Annotated in this window: 15 protein-coding genes; 5 read left to right on the forward strand and 10 right to left on the reverse strand. The window is 54.5% G+C overall.

Features of this window, described 5'->3' with window-relative positions:
* The first annotated feature begins 52 nt into the window (after nucleotides 1–52).
* Together TH468_RS20630 and hydA are read left to right on the forward strand one after the other, a co-directional pair.
* Nucleotides 53–1,039 carry an ABC transporter substrate-binding protein gene (locus TH468_RS20630; protein ID WP_085646324.1) on the forward strand — a complete coding sequence of 329 codons (987 nt, stop codon included), beginning with the start codon at nucleotides 53–55 and terminating at the stop codon, nucleotides 1,037–1,039.
* Nucleotides 1,040–1,175: 136 nt separating this feature from the next.
* The gene (hydA, locus tag TH468_RS20635) at nucleotides 1,176–2,627 is read left to right on the forward strand and encodes a dihydropyrimidinase (protein ID WP_085646325.1); all 1,452 of its coding nucleotides are present in this window, start codon (nucleotides 1,176–1,178) and stop codon (nucleotides 2,625–2,627) included.
* A 58-nt stretch (nucleotides 2,628–2,685) separates the two neighbouring features.
* On the opposite strand, the gene TH468_RS20640 is transcribed toward hydA, so the two are convergent.
* Nucleotides 2,686–2,976 (reverse strand): multidrug efflux SMR transporter, encoded by a 291-nt coding sequence (locus TH468_RS20640; protein ID WP_085646326.1) that lies wholly within the window; start codon nucleotides 2,974–2,976, stop codon nucleotides 2,686–2,688.
* Nucleotides 2,977–3,165: 189 nt separating this feature from the next.
* Between TH468_RS20640 and TH468_RS20645 the strand changes: the two genes are divergently transcribed.
* The 3 genes from TH468_RS20645 (at nucleotide 3,166) to TH468_RS20655 (ending at nucleotide 5,430) form a co-directional block, all read left to right on the forward strand.
* Entirely contained in the window at nucleotides 3,166–3,816 is a 651-nt protein-coding gene (locus tag TH468_RS20645; protein ID WP_085646347.1) for an NTP transferase domain-containing protein, read from the forward strand.
* A gap of 195 nt (nucleotides 3,817–4,011) precedes the next feature.
* Complete coding sequence (locus tag TH468_RS20650) at nucleotides 4,012–4,938, forward strand: SPFH domain-containing protein (protein WP_071240571.1); 927 nt, start codon at nucleotides 4,012–4,014, stop codon at nucleotides 4,936–4,938.
* 21 nt (nucleotides 4,939–4,959) lie between these two features.
* On the forward strand, nucleotides 4,960–5,430 hold the full coding sequence (locus tag TH468_RS20655; protein WP_085646327.1) for an NfeD family protein: 471 nt from the start codon (nucleotides 4,960–4,962) through the stop codon (nucleotides 5,428–5,430).
* A gap of 59 nt (nucleotides 5,431–5,489) precedes the next feature.
* Here TH468_RS20655 and TH468_RS20660 read toward each other — a convergent pair whose 3' ends face one another.
* The 9 genes from TH468_RS20660 to glpD form a co-directional block, all read right to left on the reverse strand.
* Complete coding sequence (locus TH468_RS20660; RefSeq protein WP_085646328.1) at nucleotides 5,490–6,338, reverse strand: tetratricopeptide repeat protein; 849 nt, start codon at nucleotides 6,336–6,338, stop codon at nucleotides 5,490–5,492.
* Nucleotides 6,339–6,452: 114 nt separating this feature from the next.
* Nucleotides 6,453–8,714, reverse strand: a complete 2,262-nt coding sequence (locus TH468_RS20665; RefSeq protein WP_085646329.1) for a methyl-accepting chemotaxis protein — start codon at nucleotides 8,712–8,714, stop codon at nucleotides 6,453–6,455.
* 261 nt (nucleotides 8,715–8,975) lie between these two features.
* Complete coding sequence (locus TH468_RS20670) at nucleotides 8,976–10,727, reverse strand: ABC transporter substrate-binding protein (RefSeq protein WP_139834776.1); 1,752 nt, start codon at nucleotides 10,725–10,727, stop codon at nucleotides 8,976–8,978.
* Nucleotides 10,728–10,863: 136 nt separating this feature from the next.
* Nucleotides 10,864–11,136, reverse strand: a complete 273-nt coding sequence (locus TH468_RS20675; protein ID WP_062950857.1) for a DUF2160 domain-containing protein — start codon at nucleotides 11,134–11,136, stop codon at nucleotides 10,864–10,866.
* A 25-nt stretch (nucleotides 11,137–11,161) separates the two neighbouring features.
* Nucleotides 11,162–11,965 (reverse strand): carbohydrate ABC transporter permease, encoded by an 804-nt coding sequence (locus tag TH468_RS20680; RefSeq protein ID WP_007091527.1) that lies wholly within the window; start codon nucleotides 11,963–11,965, stop codon nucleotides 11,162–11,164.
* Between the two features lies 1 nt (nucleotide 11,966).
* Nucleotides 11,967–12,839 carry a carbohydrate ABC transporter permease gene (locus TH468_RS20685; RefSeq protein ID WP_062950865.1) on the reverse strand — a complete coding sequence of 291 codons (873 nt, stop codon included), beginning with the start codon at nucleotides 12,837–12,839 and terminating at the stop codon, nucleotides 11,967–11,969.
* A 13-nt stretch (nucleotides 12,840–12,852) separates the two neighbouring features.
* The gene (locus TH468_RS20690) at nucleotides 12,853–13,947 is read right to left on the reverse strand and encodes an ABC transporter ATP-binding protein (protein WP_085646330.1); all 1,095 of its coding nucleotides are present in this window, start codon (nucleotides 13,945–13,947) and stop codon (nucleotides 12,853–12,855) included.
* 15 nt (nucleotides 13,948–13,962) lie between these two features.
* Complete coding sequence (locus tag TH468_RS20695; RefSeq protein WP_085646331.1) at nucleotides 13,963–15,063, reverse strand: ABC transporter ATP-binding protein; 1,101 nt, start codon at nucleotides 15,061–15,063, stop codon at nucleotides 13,963–13,965.
* Nucleotides 15,060–16,601, reverse strand: coding sequence for a glycerol-3-phosphate dehydrogenase (gene glpD, locus TH468_RS20700; RefSeq protein WP_085646332.1), 1,542 nt, complete (start codon nucleotides 16,599–16,601; stop codon nucleotides 15,060–15,062). Before glpD ends, TH468_RS20695 begins: the two co-directional genes overlap by 4 nt.
* Between the last annotated feature and the right edge of the window lie 202 nt (nucleotides 16,602–16,803).

The raw sequence follows: 16,803 nt of genomic DNA on the forward strand, positions 1-16,803 counted from the left end.
AAAAGACGGCCCGTCGGGAGGACTTGACAATAACCTGAGGAGACATCGACGAATGAAGAAAGTATTTGCGACTGCGTTAGGGTTAAGTGTCGGTTTGACATCGCTCTCGGCGATGGCGGCGGACGAAGTCACCCTGCAGCTTAAATGGGTAACCCAGGCACAGTTCGCCGGTTACTATGTGGCGCAGGACAAAGGGTTCTATGAAGAAGCCGGTCTTGACGTCACGATCAATCCGGGCGGTCCGGACATTGCCCCGCCACAGGTTATTGCCGGTGGTGGTGCCGATGTGATTGTCGACTGGATGCCATCCGCACTGGCATCGCGAGAAAAGGGTGTTGCGTTGGTAAACATTGCGCAGCCCTTTGCCAAGTCGGGCATGATGCTGACCTGCCTTAAGGAAACCGGTGTTGAAAGCCCGGATGATTTCCCGGGCCGCACGCTTGGTGTCTGGTTCTTTGGCAACGAATATCCTTTCCTGAGCTGGATGTCGAAGCTTGGTATTCCGACCGATGGCGGGGAAAAAGGCGTTACGGTTCTTAAGCAGGGCTTCAACGTTGATCCGCTGCTGCAAAAGCAGGCCGATTGCATTTCGACCATGACCTATAACGAATACTGGCAGGTTATCGATGCCGGTATCACTGAAGATCAGCTTAAGGTCTTCAAATACGAAGATCAGGGTGTCGCGACCCTTGAAGACGGCCTTTATGTTCTTGAAGACAATCTGAAGGACGAGGCTTTCGTAGACAAGATGGGGCGCTTTGTTGCTGCGAGCATGAAGGGCTGGCAGTGGGCGAAGGAAAATCCGGAAGACGCGGCGATGATCGTTCTGGATAACGATGCAACCGGTGCCCAGACCGAAAAACATCAGATCCGCATGATGCAGGAAATCGCCAAGCTGCTGGATGACGACGGAAAGCTTGACGAAGCGGCCTATCAGCGCACCGTGGATAGCCTTCTGTCGGGCGGTTCCGATCCGGTTATCACCAAAGAGCCGGAAGGCGCATGGACCCACGCCGTTACCGACAAGGCGTCGATGTAACGATCCGATCCCCCGGCAGGTGCAACAAACCTGCCGGGGGACAAACCATCTGACGAAACTGAAATCGGGCAGGGATGCCGGGGCTTTCCCGCAACTTTCCGGACCCTACGACAGACTGACAGACAAGGAGCCACCCATGTCCATGGTTATTCGTGGCGGAACAATCGTTACCGCCGATCTGACATACAAATCCGATATCCTGATTGAAAATGGCAAGATTGCCGCGATCGGTCAGAACCTGACCGGGGACAAGGTTGTTGATGCCGACGGTTGCTATGTCATGCCCGGTGGGATTGACCCGCATACGCATCTTGAAATGCCCTTTATGGGCACTTATTCCGAAGACGATTTTGAAAGCGGTACCAAGGCGGCGGTTGCCGGTGGTACGACGATGGTTGTCGATTTCTGCCTGCCGGCACCCAATCAGTCGCTGCTTGAAGCGCTTCAGGCGTGGGACAACAAATCGACCAAGGCGGTTTGCGATTATTCGTTCCACATGGCGGTCACCTGGTGGAGCGAGCAGGTCTTTGACGAGATGAAAATCGTTGTCGAGGAGAAGGGTATCAACACCTTCAAACATTTCATGGCCTATAAGGGCGCGTTGATGGTTGATGACGACGAAATGTTCGCATCTTTCTCGCGCTGTTCGGAACTGGGCGCGATGCCATTGGTGCATGCTGAAAACGGCGATGTGGTTGCAACCCTTCAGCAACGCCTGCTTGATGCAGGCAATAACGGGCCCGAGGCACATGCCTATTCCCGGCCTGTCGATGTCGAGGGCGAGGCGTGCAACCGTGCGATCATGATTGCCGATATGGCCAATGTGCCGCTTTATATCGTGCATGTGTCCTGTGAACCGGCACACGAAGCCATTCGCCGCGCGCGAGCCAATGGTAAACGCGTGTTTGGCGAACCGCTGATTCAGCATCTGATTCTGGATGAAAGTGAATATGCGAACGCGGACTGGGATCACGCGGCTCGCCGCGTAATGTCCCCGCCTTTCCGCAGCAAACTGCATCAGGATGGTCTGTGGAACGGTCTGGCATCCGGTAGCCTGCAGGTCGTTGCAACCGACCATTGTGCCTTCACAACAAAGCAGAAACGCATGGGCGTTGGTGATTTCACCAAAATCCCAAACGGGACTGGTGGTCTTGAAGACCGCATGCCATTGCTGTGGACCTATGGCGTGAATACCGGTCGTCTGACGATGAATGAATTTGTTGCCGTGACTTCGACCAATATTGCCAAAATCCTGAATGTCTATCCGCGCAAGGGCGCAATCCTTGTCGGGGCGAATGCGGACCTTGTCGTATGGGATCCGAAGGCATCGAAAACCATCACTGCCAAACATCAGCAGTCTGCCATCGATTACAACGTATTCGAAGGACATGAAGTCACCGGTCTGCCGCGCTACACCATCAGCCGTGGCCGGATTGCTGCCGAGGAAGGCGTTGTCGTTGGCAAATGCGGTGATGGGGAGTTCGTCCCGCGCGAACCGTACCCAGCGGTCAACAAGGCGTTGTCGAAATGGAAGGAGCTCACGTCTCCGCGCAAGGTGGAACGCAGCGGAATTCCAGCGGGCGTGTAATTTAATCCTCTTCCAAGGGGATTTGGAAAGCGGGAGGCCTGAGGGCCGCCCGTATTATTCAGGCAGGTTGGAAAAGCTTTAGCCCGATAATTCCTGCAAAGCTAAGGGCTTCGCCAAGGACGATTATGCCAAATATCACCGCGCCAACCGCACCGATCCCGGTCCATATCGCGTAAGCGGTGCCAAGCGGAATGCTGCGCATGGCAAAGGTCAGAAGCCAGAAGCTTCCGGCCATGGTAATCAGGGTAAAAATTGTCGGAACGGGTCTGGTAAAACCATCGGAGTATTTAAGGCCAGCAGCCCAACAAACTTCGAGAAATCCGGCCAAAAGCAATGCAATCCAAGCCATAACGGCCTCTTGGTTCAAAGGGGCCGTCCCCGGTCGTCATCATCAGGCGTATTCGGTCGTCCGATCGCGTGACAGCAAGCTGTCATTGTCTTTGACCCCGATATAGGGGCAAAATACCCCCACGGCAAATGCCCCGTGGGCAATGCTGCTATGCCACCCTGATCAGAATAAATGGACGTAATCCCGCCGATGCCAACCAAAGCAAACAGCATATCCAATCGTCCGAAAGTCGCCGGATTGATCTTGGCCGGGGGCGAGGGGCGACGTATGGGCGGAAACAAGCCGTTTCGTGAACTGGCCGGCAAACCCTTGATTGCGCATGCGATCAGCGCGGCATCCGCGCAATGTAATCACCTGATGATTTCCAGCAACGAAGGCGGGGCATTTTTTGCTGAGTTCAATCTGCCGGTCGTTCCAGACAGTCCCCAACCGGGGCTGGGGCCGTTGGGCGGGATTCTGGGCGGATTATTGAGTTTGCCCGATGGTGTCGACTGGCTGGTTTCCTTTCCCGTCGATTGCCCGATTGTACCCGATGATATGGTCGCCCAATTGATTAAGGCGGCGACAGAGGGCGGTGAAAAGGCAGCCTTTGCCAGCCATGCCGGACGGGATCACTACCTGTCTGCTATCTGGCATCGCGCCGGGGCTGGTATCATTGGCACCCAACTTCGCGATGAAGACCGCCGCGTTGGCGGGGCACTGCGTGCCATGCGGGCCGCGAATGTGGCGTTTCCGGTGCGGTCTGGCGACATGGCTCTGTTTGTCAATGTCAACGCGCCCGAAGATCTCAGTGCGCTTGATGAAATGCTTTCAGGACATATCGATGAAAAGCGTCTTTGAGGCTCGACTTGTACTGCAAGTATCTGATGGTTTTACGATAAGGCATTCACACAATTTTCTTGCATAGCAAATGCATATTATCCCTATGATTAAATCTGTTTTGTTTTAAACGTATCGTTTCGCTGAGGTTTTGAATAAAACGGACCTTGTTAATGCCGTTTATTCGGCGTCCAGCTTAAATAATTAGGGCTTATCATGCATTCAACCTTTGCAATATTTTCTGTCGCTTTTGTCTTTCTGGCTGTTGTTCTGACGTTTTTGAGCGTCAAGATCGTTCCGCAGGGTTACGAAATTACCGTCGAACGGCTTGGTCGGTATTTGCGGACACTTGATCCTGGAATGCATATCCTGATCCCGGTTTTTGATCGTGTCGGACAGCGCATGAGCCTTATGGAACGTGTGCTTGATATCCCCAGTCAGGAAGTGATCTCGCGCGATAACGCATCTGTTGTGGTCGACGGTGTGGTCTTTATCCGGGTAACCAATACCAAAGATGCCGCCTACAAGGTCGAGCGCCTTGATTATGCCGTACAGAATTTGGCCATGACCAATTTGCGCAGTGTCCTTGGTTCCATGGAACTTGATGAAATGCTGTCAAATCGGGAGAAAATCAGCTTGCTGCTTCTGGCTGTTCTTGATGAAGCGACCAGTGATTGGGGGGTTAAGATCACCCGAGTTGAAATCAAGGATGTACAGCCGCCTGAGGATCTTACGGAAGCGATGAACCGTCAGATGAAGGCTGAGCGCGAGAAGCGCGCGCTGATCCTTGAGGCTGATGGCGAGAGAGAAGCCAACATCAAGCGCGCCGAAGGTGAAAAATCTGCGGCGATCCTGGCAGCCGAAGGACGCATGGCCGCTGCCGAGCTTGATGCGCGGGCACGCGAACGCACGGCCGAGGCAGAAGCCAAAGCAACCGAAACGGTTTCCAAAGCCATCCGAGAAGGCGATGTTCAGGCAATCAACTACTTTGTCGCCCAGAAATATGTTGAATCGCTTGGCCAGATCGCATCAAGCCCTAACAGCAAACTTGTCTTCATGCCGCTGGATGCGTCTGGTGTTGTTGGATCGATTGGCGGTGTGACCGAATTGATCAAAACGATTTCTCAGACAAACAAAAGCTAGAACGATCTCGGGATTGCCAAAATGAATTTATTTTCTGAACTGGGCATTGAGTTCTGGCATTGGTGGATTCTGGCCTGCCTGATGCTGGTGCTTGAAATGTTGCTGCCGGGAATCATTTTCCTATGGTTGTCAGTTGCGGCAGCAGCAGCGGGTTTTGTTGTCCTGTTGGTTCCCGATGTCTCGGTGGAACTACAACTGATCGCATTTGGTGTGTTCAGTGTGCTGTCATTTGTAATCGGGCGGCGGTTCTTTCGTCCCGCATGTTCGGGGGCGCAAGAGGAAGATGTCAGCAGCACGCGGTCATCGCTGGTCGGAAAAACGACTGTTCTGACAGAAAAGACGACCAATGGCCGCGTTCGTCAAAACGTCTATGGATCAAGTTGGGTCCTGAAGTCGGATGACGAACTTGCCGAAGGTCAGAAAGTCCGTGTCTGCGGGATTGAAGGAAGTACGCTTCTTGTCGAGGCGGTCAAAGCCGACGATCCAAATTAATTAATGTGGCCCGCAAATTAAAAGCCCCGATCTGCAAGATCGGGGCTTTTTTCATTTGGCTAGTTCACGGCGCAGGGGCGCCATGGTTTCCAGGGGTTGTAGCCGTAAAAGAATCTTGCAAGGAACTGATCGACCTTTTCGCGGTTTGCAGCACGGTCAGCTGAGGAGAGATCCTTGTCATACTGACTGCAGTTTTTTTCTACGGCATCGCCAATCGATTTCCAGTCCGCATGCTGATCATGGCCTGGAAGGCCTGTCGCGATGGCGCACCAACCAACAGCTTCGACGGGGTCACCAATGGTGCGGGCTTCTTCAGCAAGATAGGCAGCTGCACGCATTTCACCACGTTCGGCGGCTTGACGCAGATATTGATAACGGGCGGCGTCACTGTCTGCAAATCGATTGGCAAGCAAGGTTGCCGCCCGCGGATCGCCAGCTTCCCATGCAGTACTCAGATGCTGTTTTGCCTGATCGGACTTGCCCTGATCCATGGCGTCAAGGGCAAGCCACAGCATTGCCTGTGTCTGGTTCTGATCTGCGGCCTGTTGATAAAGCGGTCTGATATTGTCGGTTTTCGCGCCGGTTGCTTCCAGTCTTCGGGCGATGACCATGCTGGCATCCGGATTGTGATTGTCGGCTGATGCTTTCATCCAACCCCAGCCACGTTTTTCATCGGCATTGACGCCAACCCCGTTAATCATCTGACAGGCCAGAAGGTACTGCGCGGTGGCGTTGCCCTGTTCGGCAAGCGGGGCAAAGGTTTTGGCCGAAGCTTCGAAATTGCCGTGACGATACGAATTTACCCCTTCATCAAGCGGGGATGCGGCGGTTGCCGTCGCCATCAGGCAAAGCGTGACGCCTGCCGTGACGGCCGAGAATTTCAGGATATGCGCGATCGAATTTTTCATGCTGTTTCCTGTGTATCGTTTTTTGTTGGCTAATGAAACCGGACGAAAAAATTCCGGGACCCGACCGTGACGTTCGGGGGAAGGGCATCCTTATCGGGCCCCGGATAGGTGCACTCACGGGAGGGAGGCTTCATTGATGGTTTCATAGCCTTGCTGTCGTGTTGCTACCGTTTGCTCGGACCGGATGGAGTCAAGGAAGTCGCGCACGCGTTTTCCGAGATCGTCCGATTGATGACGCAGGCGATCTGTTGCCTGACGCAGGCCATCGATGGCCTGCAGATTGTCGCCTGCGGCGGTGCTGACCTGTGCAATCGTTTCATTCATTTCGCTGGCGGCGGTGGCGGATTGTTCGACGTTGCTGGCGATTTCGGCGACAAATTCCTGCTGTTCGTCAACCGCTGCCGACATTTCGCCGACCGTTTCGTGAATGCCGGTGATGCTATCGCGGATGGTGGCGATGGCCTGTACCGCGACACCGGTTGTTGCCTGGATCCCGGTGATGCGCTGGGCAATCCGGTCGGTTGCCATGCCGGTCTGATTGGCAAGGTTTTTGACCTCTTGTGCCACGACGGCAAAGCCTTTGCCCGCGTCGCCTGCACGGGCGGCCTCGATTGTTGCATTCAGGGCCAAAAGGTTGGTCTGGGCGGCGATATCCTGAATAAGGTTAAGGATTTCACCGATTTCCTGGGCACCGGTTTCAAGTTCGTGCATGGTGTCGCTGGTTTGACGGGCAGCATCGACTGCGTTGGTCGCGGCATTCACCGACTGCTGGGCACGAAGGCCGGTATCACGCACGCGTTCGGACAGCGATTGCGCCGCGTCGGAAACGGACGCCATATTGATCGATATTTCCTCGGACGCACCGGCAACGCCGGTGGCATTGCTGGATGCGATTTCTGCCTGTTCACGCACCTGATTGGATGTTGTCTGGATGTTTTCGGCTTCGCGTGACACATCCTTTGCGACCTGCATCACCGATGCCTCGAACGCGTCGGCCAGTTCCAGCATGGCGCGGCGACGTTCGGTTTCGGCGATTTCGCGTTCGCGGGCGACATTTTCCTCGGCCCGCTGGGCGGCAAGGCTTGTTTCGCGGAACTGTCCGAGAATTTCGGCCATGCGACCGATTTCATCGCGACCGGTATCGCGAACCTCGGTCGAAAGATCGCCATTCGCTACTCGGCGCATGCCGTCAATGACGCGGAGCAGGCGTTTGATCAGGTTACCCCGGACATAGAAAATCAGGATCAGAAGCGAGATCACCAGAACCGCAATACCGATCAGGGCAATCACCTGCTGATCGCGAACCACCTGCGACAGGGCATTCGCTGCACTGTTATCGACCTCAAGACGTTTGGCATCGACCAGTTGTTCGATGGATGCGCTTAGCGCTTCGGCGCTGGTCAGGGTGGCCTCAAGGGTTTGCTCGGTTTTGTACTGATTATCCCATTCGGTTTCACGCAGATCAAAAACGCTGTCTTTGCCAGCACCATAAACCAGCAATGCCTCGCCCAGTTTTTTTATCTGGGTGCCATCATTGTTATCGGGCAATTTTTCCAGCGCGTCTGAAATGCGAAGTTCCGCCCAACTCCATTGATTGCGGACCTCGTCCATGGCATCGCCTTCTGGCACGGCGATGGCTGCGGTCAGCATGCCGAATGCAAGGTTCACATTGGCGCGGATTTCCGAAATTAGCTGGGAAAATTTGATGGTTCCTTCAAGTTCGCCCGCTGCATCGCTATTGCCCCCGGCAATACGCGATATGCCGCGCGATACATCGATATCGACAACCTCGACCAGCGGATTGATGAATTCCGAAAGATCGCTATATGCAAAGACCATATCAAGGGTCAGATCACCGCGCTGCTTTTCAAGTTCAAGCCGCTGCATGGTCAATTCATGCAGTGTGTTGCGGCGGGCAACAATATCGTCAAGCTGTGCGGTCAGGGTTTCAATTGCGTCGATAGCAACGGTTTGTGTCGGCTCCCCGATCTGCTCCTGCGCTTGATCAGGATTCTGATCCGGTATTTCGATGTTACCTGCAGTTGCGTTAGCTTCGGCATCCGCCGCGGCGACGGGCAGCATCTGGGGTTCCGGATTGGTTCCGGCAATTTCGCCAAGGCGGGTGCGGGCATCACTGATCAGGGCATCAAGGCGTGCCTCAGTTTCAGCCAGTTCATCTGCATTGCGGGATGTGGCCAGAACCGGTGCCTGAGCCGCCAGTCCAACACCATCCATGGCAAGTTCCATCTGCCGGATGATTGAAGGCAGGCTGTCGGTGGTGATGTCGGCGACAAGCGCACGACTGTTGCCAAACGAAATCCAGGAAACCACCGATGAAATACCGGCCAGTACCAGAATCAGGGCAAAAGAAGCCATGAGCCGACCTTGAATGCCAAGGCCAGCGCGACGTTTTCTAATCGCGGTATTCACTGTTTCCTCCCTGTCTTGCCCGCCATGAGCCAGACATTCCCCTTACGGGGGCTTGCATCCGGTTTGCCGGATGTCCCGGGTTTTTATCAATCCATAAAGCCGGATCGTGCTTTGAAATCGGTATGAACAAATCAGTTGTCGGAAAAATCGGCGGGACGGCCGGGGATGATAGATCATCCCCGGCACCCCCCAATTGTGTGGCCAGGATTATTTCTGGGCCGCACTCCATTCCGCGATCAGATCGTCGTATTTGACGGTCTCACCCTGCGGTTTTTCGTTATCAAGTTTCGGCTTCGGAGCACCGGGCTGGTCGAACCAGTACTGTGCATCCTGTTCCTCGTTCAGTTTCGGTGCGCATTCACCACCGATGCCTGCGCGTTCAAGACGTTCCAGAACGCGGTCCATTGCCGTTGCAAGGTTATCCATGGCTTCCTGCGGGGTCCGCTCGCCGGTTACAGCTTCGGCAACGTTCTGCCACCAGAGCTGAGCCAGTTTCGGGTAATCCGGAACGTTGGTACCGGTCGGCGACCACTGGACGCGGGCCGGGGAACGATAGAATTCAACCAGACCGCCCCAGTTTGGTGCGATGTCACTCATGGCCTGGGTATCCAGGTCAGACTGACGGATCGGGGTCAGACCGGTCAGGGTCTTTTTCAGCGAGGTTGTTTTCGAGGTCACGAACTGTGCGTACAGCCATGCTGCCTGACGGCGTTCCGGCGGGGTGGACTTCATGAGAGTCCAGGAACCCACGTCCTGATAGCCAAGCTTCATGCCTTCTTCCCAGTACGGGCCGTGCGGCGAAGGTGCCATACGCCATTTCGGCGTGCCATCTTCGTTCACGACCGGGGTGCCTTTTTTAGCCATATCGGCGGTGAAGGCGGTGTACCAGAATATCTGCTGGGCAATCTGGCCCTGAGCCGGAACCGGACCGGCTTCGCCAAAGGTCATGCCGGCTGCTTCTGGTGGGGCATAGGCTTTGAGCCAGTCGATGTACTTGGTCAGAGCGTAAACAGCCGCCGGGCCGTTTGCCGCACCACCACGGGTGACGCTGGAACCTGCAGGTGCGCAGCCTTCAACGCGGATACCCCATTCATCAACCGGAAGACCGTTCGGGATGCCTTTGTCGCCAGCGCCAGCCATCGAAAGCCATGCGTCGGTGAAGCGCCAACCCAGAGACGGGTCTTTTTTGCCGTAGTCCATGTGACCATAGACTTTTTTACCGTCGATTTCTTTCACGTCATTGGTGAAGAATTCGGCGATGTCTTCGTAGGCCGACCAGTTGACCGGAACACCTAGGTCATAGCCGTATTTGTCCTTGAACTGCTTTTGCAGGTCTTCGCGCTGGAACCAGTCATAGCGGAACCAGTAAAGGTTTGCGAACTGTTGGTCGGGAAGCTGGTAAAGTTTGCCATCCGGACCGGTGGTGAAGGACAGTCCGATGAAGTCTTCAAGGTCGAGCGTCGGCGAGGTAACGTCCTTGCCTTCGCCTGCCATGAAGTCGGTCAGCGGAACGACCGCATCGTAACGCGAATGCGTACCGATCAGGTCGGAGTCATTGATGTAGGCGTCATAAATGTTACGACCGGACTGCATTTGGGTCTGCAGTTTTTCGATCACGTCGCCTTCACCGATCAGGTCATGGGTCAGCTTGATCCCGGTGATTTCCGAGAAGGCTTTGGCCAGAACCTTTGATTCATACTCGTGCGTGGTGATGGTTTCGGATACCACGTTGATTTCCATGCCGCGGAACGGCTCGGCTGCTTTGATGAACCATTCAAGTTCGGCCATCTGGGCATCTTTATCAAGGCTCGACGGCTGGAATTCGCTATCGATCCATTTTTTTGCCGCGTCGGTGTACTGGTCTGCTGCTGCCGGATTGGCAAATACCGCAAGACCGAGTGCGACCGCAACTGCACTGCCTTTAAGAATGGCAGAGGAGCCTTTGGCTTTGACGATCATGTCGTTCCTCCCTGGTTGTCTTCCATTGCACTTCCGGAAAAATCCGGTTCACCCGTGACGGGGGAAGACAGTACCCGTCGTGGTGAATGACGACAGAAACGGCACCGTTGCAGGACACGGTACCGTTCCGGATTATTCAGCCCCAGCGCATCACGATGATGAGCCAGAAAAGGGCAACGATTGATGCGATCCAGATGGCGGCATCGCTAAATGCCATAAAACCAAGATGGATATAGGCCGCACCAAGTAAACCGATGAAAAGGCGATCCCCGCGGGTTGTCGTCAGGGGTAAAAAGCCCCGGCGTGGAACAGTCGGCGAGACTGCCTGCCATATTCCCATTCCGATCAGCATCAGGATGATGCAGGAAAAGAACACGGCGGTAATCGGGGTCCAGGCCATCCAAGTCATTGTTTTATTCCTTCCTGTTTTCCGATTACACGCGGCCCATCGCGAAGCCCTTGGCGATGTAGTTGCGAACGAACCAGATCACCAAAGCGCCAGGCACGATTGTCAGAACACCCGCGGCCGCCAGAACACCCCAATCAAGCCCCGATGCCGAAACGGTACGGGTCATGGTGGCCACGATCGGTTTGGCATCGACCGACGTCAGGGTGCGGGCCAGCAACAGTTCAACCCAACTGAACATGAAGCAGAAGAAGGCCGTCACACCGATGCCCGAACGGATCAGCGGAATGAAGATCGTGGTGAAGAAGCGTGGGAAGGAATAACCGTCGATATAGGCGGTTTCATCGATTTCTTTTGGAATGCCCGACATGAAACCTTCGAGGATCCAGACGGCCAGCGGCACGTTGAACAGGCAGTGCGCAAGCGCCACAGCGATATGGGTGTCAAACAGGCCGACACTTGAATAAAGCTGGAAAAACGGCAGCAGGAACACGGCAGGCGGTGCCATGCGGTTGGTCAGCAGCCAGAAGAACAGATGCTTGTCACCGGTGAAGTTATATCGGGAAAAAGCATATGCCGCGGGTAGGGCAACCAGAAGCGAGATCACAACGTTGATCCCGACATAGATCATCGAGTTGATATAGCCTGAATACCATGCCGGATCGGTTAGGATGGTCGCATAGTTTGCCAGTGTCGGATTATCCGGGAACAGGGTCATTGCGCCCAGGATTTCTGAATTGGTCTTGATCGACATGTTGAACAGCCAATAGATCGGCAGCAACAGGAACACGATATAAAGAAGAAGTGCGATATGACGTTTCTGGAACCGCATTTTATTGTTCCTCCCGCTTTCCGGCGTTCATCACGACGGTATAGAAAACCCAGCAAACCAGCAGAATGATCAGGAAGTAGATCAGCGAGAATGCCGCAGCCGGACCAAGGTCGAACTGACCCACAGCAATCGTGACCAAGAACTGGCTGAGGAATGTGGTAGCCGTACCTGGCCCGCCGCCCGTAAGCACGAAAGGCTCGGTATAGATCATGAAGCTGTCCATAAAGCGCAGCAGAACACCGATCACGAGGACCGACTGCATTTTCGGAAGCTGGATAAACCGGAACACGGCCCAGTTCGATGCACCATCGATCTTGGCAGCCTGATAATAGGCATCGGGGATCGAACGAAGACCGGCATAACACAGAAGGACAATTAGGCTGGTCCAGTGCCACACATCCATGACAAGAACGGTCACCCAGGCATCCATCGGGTTCTGGCTGTAATTATAGTCCATGCCAATCATGTTAAGGGCATAACCGCCAAGACCGATATCGGCACGACCAAAAATCTGCCAGATGGTGCCGACCACGTTCCATGGAATAAGCAATGGCAAAGCCAGAAGAACCATGCAGGCGGAAACGCCCCAGCCTTTGCGTGGCAGCGTTAACGCTATGCCGATACCCAGAGGAATTTCGATGAACAGCACACTGCCGGTATAGATGATCTGACGGATCAGGGCATCATGCAGGCGGCTGTCTTCAAGGACCTGACGGAACCAGTCCGCCCCGACAAAGAAACGGGTTTGCGGATCGAAAATATCCTGAACCGAATAGTTCACAACCGTCATTAGCGGGATGATTGCGCTGATTGCGACGATAAAGAAGACTGGCAGGACGAGGAACCATGCCTTGTTGTTGGTAATCTTGTTCATTTCCCCATCCCCCTCAAGCGACCAGCTGGCTGTCGGCGTAAAGCTTGGTCCATTCCGGTGCGAACCGGAGGATGCCGCTTTGGCCGGTGATCTGCTGATCTTCGCTGACCTTGACCTTCATTTCGGACGAGCCGAACCGGGTGGTTGCGATCTTGTATTGGCCGAGGTCTTCGACCTTGACGATATTGACCTCGATCCCGTTATCGCCTTCGGAACCGCTGTCGGTTTCGATGCGCAGGAATTCGGGGCGGATGCCAAGTTCAATCTGCCCGGATGCCTTGGAAACGGCTTCCATGTGGCGATCCGAAAGTGCGATGCGTTTGCCATCAATCCAGGCCGCGCCGGCATCGATATTACACGGCATGATATTCATGCCCGGGCTTCCGATGAAGTAGCCGACAAAGGTATGGGCCGGATTTTCAAACAGTTCCTGCGGGGTACCAAGCTGCACGACCTTGCCGCCATACATGACAACGACCTTATCGGCAAATGTCAGGGCTTCGACCTGGTCATGGGTCACATAGACCATGGTCGGGCGCAGTTTGTTGTGAATTTCCTTGAGCTTGCGGCGCAGGACCCATTTCAGATGCGGGTCGATCACGGTCAGCGGTTCGTCAAACAGGATGGCCGAAACATCGTCGCGAACCAACCCGCGGCCAAGCGAGATCGTCTGCTTTTCATCCGCACCCAGACCACGCGCCTTTTGCTTCAGCTTGCCGGTCAGGTCGAGCATTCCGGCAATTTCGCGAACACGTTCGTCAACCCGTTTTGAATCAACGCCACGATTGCGCAGCGGGAAGGCAAGGTTTTCGTAAACGGTCATGGTGTCGTAAATGACCGGGAACTGGAAAACCTGCGCAATATTGCGTTCTTCCGGGGCCAGTCTGGTGACGTCCTTGCCATCAAAAAGGACCTGTCCCTCGGACGGGGTCAGAAGACCGGAAATGATGTTAAGCAAAGTGGTCTTGCCACAGCCTGACGGGCCAAGAAGGGCATAAGCCCCGCCATCTTCCCAAACATGTTCCATGCGGCGAAGGGCGTAGTCCTCGTCCCCTTTCGGGTCTGGGAAATAAGAGTGCGCAAGGCTTTTAAGATCGATACGTGCCATTTTAATTCTCCAACCTCAGGCGGCCTTGCCGTTTTGAATTTCAACGGGCGGTGCCGCCACAAGGCGATCATTGGCGTCATAGGCAAACAGTCGTTTGGGGTCGACATAGAAGGTGGCCGCCTCGCCAAGCCGCGGGTTGTGCACACCTTCTTCCTGAATCACCCAGGAAACGTCGTTGAAATGAACATGGACAAAGGTTTCCGAGCCGGTGATTTCAGCCAGTTCAACCTGGCCCTGCATCGCAACGCATTCGGCACTGGTCTGATCGACCGACAGGTGATTGGCGCGAACTCCGATGGTGTATTGTCCATCGGTAAGGGCTGAAAGATGGCCGCTCAGCGGGACCTGATGGCCGCTTGCCAGATAGAGAGCACTATCACGGACCTCGGCCTTGACCAGATTGATCGGCGGATCGGAAAAGATCAGGCCGGTCTCGACAAAGGCCGGATTGTGATAAACCTGTGTTGTCGGGCCAAACTGGGTTACGCGGCCCTCATGCATCACCGCACATTTACCACCCAGCAAAAGGGCTTCCATCGGCTCGGTGGTGGCGTAAACGACAATGGTGTCACGTTCCGCCAGAAGGTTCGGGATTTCCTCACGCAGTTCTTCGCGCAGTTTGTAGTCAAGGTTGACCAGCGGCTCGTCAAGCAGAAGCAGGGTGCAATCCTTGACCATGGCGCGCGCCATCGCAGTGCGCTGTTGCTGACCGCCCGAAAGTTCGTGTGGCAGTCGATCCAGCAGATGTTCGATATGCATCAGTTCGGCGGTGGATTTAACACGGCGTTCAATTTCGGCAGCATCAACGCCCTGCAATTTAAGCGGTGATGCGATGTTGTCGTAGACACTCATCGACGGGTAGTTGATGAACTGCTGATAGACCATCGCGACGTTGCGTTTCTGAACCGGCATGCCGGTGACATCCTTGCCATTGACCAGAATGCGTCCGCCGGTTGGTGGTTCAAGACCGGCCATAATGCGCATAAGCGTCGTTTTGCCAGCCAGTGTCCGCCCGAGAAGGACGTTAAATGATCCCGGCTCAAGCGACATCGACACGTCGTCGATGTGGGTTTCCCCTTCCACGGTCTTGGTTATGTTTTCAAGCGTAAGGGTCATTTCGCATTTGTTCCTTCGCCCGTTTTCACGGGGTTATTCGATTTGGTTTCAGTCGCAAACCATTGCGCAATGGCGGTCTGGGCATCCTTTGACAGATGCAGGCCGAGTTTGGATCGGCGCCACAGAACGTCATCGGCAGTACGTGCCCATTCCTGAGCCGCAAGATAGCGCAGTTCGCATTCATAAATATCATCGCCAAGATGCGTACCCAGCCCGGAAAGGTCGGATGCATCGCCAATGATGGTGTGGGTCAGTGTGCCGTAGTTTCGCACGTAGCGGTAGAGTTGAGCCGCCGGAATCCACGGAAATTTCTTTTGCATTGCAGCAAGATAGCTTTCGAAATCGCCATTTGGCATGTCGCCGCCCGGAAGGGCGACGCTATCGGTCCAGCGATCATCTGCAATCCCGAGATATGGGGAAAGTTTGCTCATCGCTGATTCAGCTAGCTTGCGATAGGTGGTGATTTTGCCGCCATAAATGTTCAGAAGCGGTGCACCATTGTCACCATTATCGATTTCAAGAACGTAGTCGCGCGTGACCTGGGATGCGTCTTCGGAGCCATCGCCATAAAGCGGGCGAACACCGGAATAGGACCAGACGACATCGGCCGGTGCGATCTTGTGAGCGAAATAGGTGTTGGCCAATTCGCACAGATAGCTGATTTCATCGCTGCTGATCGCGACTTTGGACGGGTCGCCTTCGTAATCGCGGTCCGTAGTGCCGATCAGAGTAAAATCCTGTTCATAGGGGATGGCAAATACGATGCGACCATCGGGATTCTGGAAGATATAGCAGTAATCATGGTCAAACAGTTTTGGCACCACGATGTGACTGCCCTGCACCATGCGGATACCTTGCTTCTTTTTCGCTTCGACGCGTTTTTCAAGGATTTCGGCACACCATGGACCGGCAGCATTGACCAGCGAGCGGGCCTTGATCGTGTGTTCACCCGCACTGTCGCGAACCGCAACAGACCAAAGATCGCCCTCGCGACGTGCCGATACACATTCGGTGCCGACACGGATAACTGCGCCGCGATTTCGGGCATCCATGGCATTAAGCACAACAAGGCGCGCATCCTGCACCCAGCAATCGGAATAGATGAACGCCTTTTTCATGCCAGTTACCAGTGGGGCACCGGCGACATGATGATCAAGGTGGATGCCTGCGGAGCCAGGAAGTTTTTCGCGCCCCCCCAGATGATCATACAGGAACAGGCCCAATCGAATCATCCAGGCCGGACGCAATCCTTTAACGTGGGGGAGAACAAAACGTAGCGGCCAGATGATGTGCGGGGCAGCGTTCAAAAGCACTTCGCGCTCGATCAGGGCCTCTCGCACCAGACGGAATTCGTAATGTTCCAGATAACGCAACCCGCCATGGATCAGCTTTGTGCTGGCCGATGAAGTCGCACTTGCAAGGTCGTTCTTCTCGCAAAGAAAGACTTTAAGGCCGCGACCGGACGCATCGCGCGCAATGCCTGCACCGTTGATGCCGCCACCGATAATGGCAATGTCGTATGTTTCTGAAGTGAGCAACCGCTTCCTCCCTGATTGCCCTGATTTGTGACAGATGTTCTCAACTGTCATTCTGTTATGTCAAAAACGTTACGAACCGCCCAAAATAATTGCAAGCGAAAATTATGAAGAATTTTAATTTTCGATAACGAAATAAGAATGTGGGGTTGTAGTGTATTGTTATGATTAAGGTCTTCGATTCTGCATGATTTGTTTCGGCTCT

Source organism: Thalassospira sp. MCCC 1A03138 (assembly GCF_002115785.1).
Taxonomy (GTDB): domain Bacteria; phylum Pseudomonadota; class Alphaproteobacteria; order Rhodospirillales; family Thalassospiraceae; genus Thalassospira.

Excerpts from the sequence above, each read along its gene's own strand:
- TH468_RS20630 (WP_085646324.1), top strand. The coding sequence starts at position 53 with ATGAAGAAAGTATTTGCGACTGCGTTAGGGTTAAGTGTCGGTTTGACA.
- hydA (WP_085646325.1), top strand. The coding sequence starts at position 1,176 with ATGTCCATGGTTATTCGTGGCGGAACAATCGTTACCGCCGATCTGACA.
- TH468_RS20640 (WP_085646326.1), bottom strand. The coding sequence starts at position 2,976 with ATGGCTTGGATTGCATTGCTTTTGGCCGGATTTCTCGAAGTTTGTTGG.
- TH468_RS20645 (WP_085646347.1), top strand. The coding sequence starts at position 3,166 with ATGCCAACCAAAGCAAACAGCATATCCAATCGTCCGAAAGTCGCCGGA.
- TH468_RS20650 (WP_071240571.1), top strand. The coding sequence starts at position 4,012 with ATGCATTCAACCTTTGCAATATTTTCTGTCGCTTTTGTCTTTCTGGCT.
- TH468_RS20655 (WP_085646327.1), top strand. The coding sequence starts at position 4,960 with ATGAATTTATTTTCTGAACTGGGCATTGAGTTCTGGCATTGGTGGATT.
- TH468_RS20660 (WP_085646328.1), bottom strand. The coding sequence starts at position 6,338 with ATGAAAAATTCGATCGCGCATATCCTGAAATTCTCGGCCGTCACGGCA.
- TH468_RS20665 (WP_085646329.1), bottom strand. The coding sequence starts at position 8,714 with ATGGCTTCTTTTGCCCTGATTCTGGTACTGGCCGGTATTTCATCGGTG.
- TH468_RS20670 (WP_139834776.1), bottom strand. The coding sequence starts at position 10,727 with ATGATCGTCAAAGCCAAAGGCTCCTCTGCCATTCTTAAAGGCAGTGCA.
- TH468_RS20675 (WP_062950857.1), bottom strand. The coding sequence starts at position 11,136 with ATGACTTGGATGGCCTGGACCCCGATTACCGCCGTGTTCTTTTCCTGC.
- TH468_RS20680 (WP_007091527.1), bottom strand. The coding sequence starts at position 11,965 with ATGCGGTTCCAGAAACGTCATATCGCACTTCTTCTTTATATCGTGTTC.
- TH468_RS20685 (WP_062950865.1), bottom strand. The coding sequence starts at position 12,839 with ATGAACAAGATTACCAACAACAAGGCATGGTTCCTCGTCCTGCCAGTC.
- TH468_RS20690 (WP_085646330.1), bottom strand. The coding sequence starts at position 13,947 with ATGGCACGTATCGATCTTAAAAGCCTTGCGCACTCTTATTTCCCAGAC.
- TH468_RS20695 (WP_085646331.1), bottom strand. The coding sequence starts at position 15,063 with ATGACCCTTACGCTTGAAAACATAACCAAGACCGTGGAAGGGGAAACC.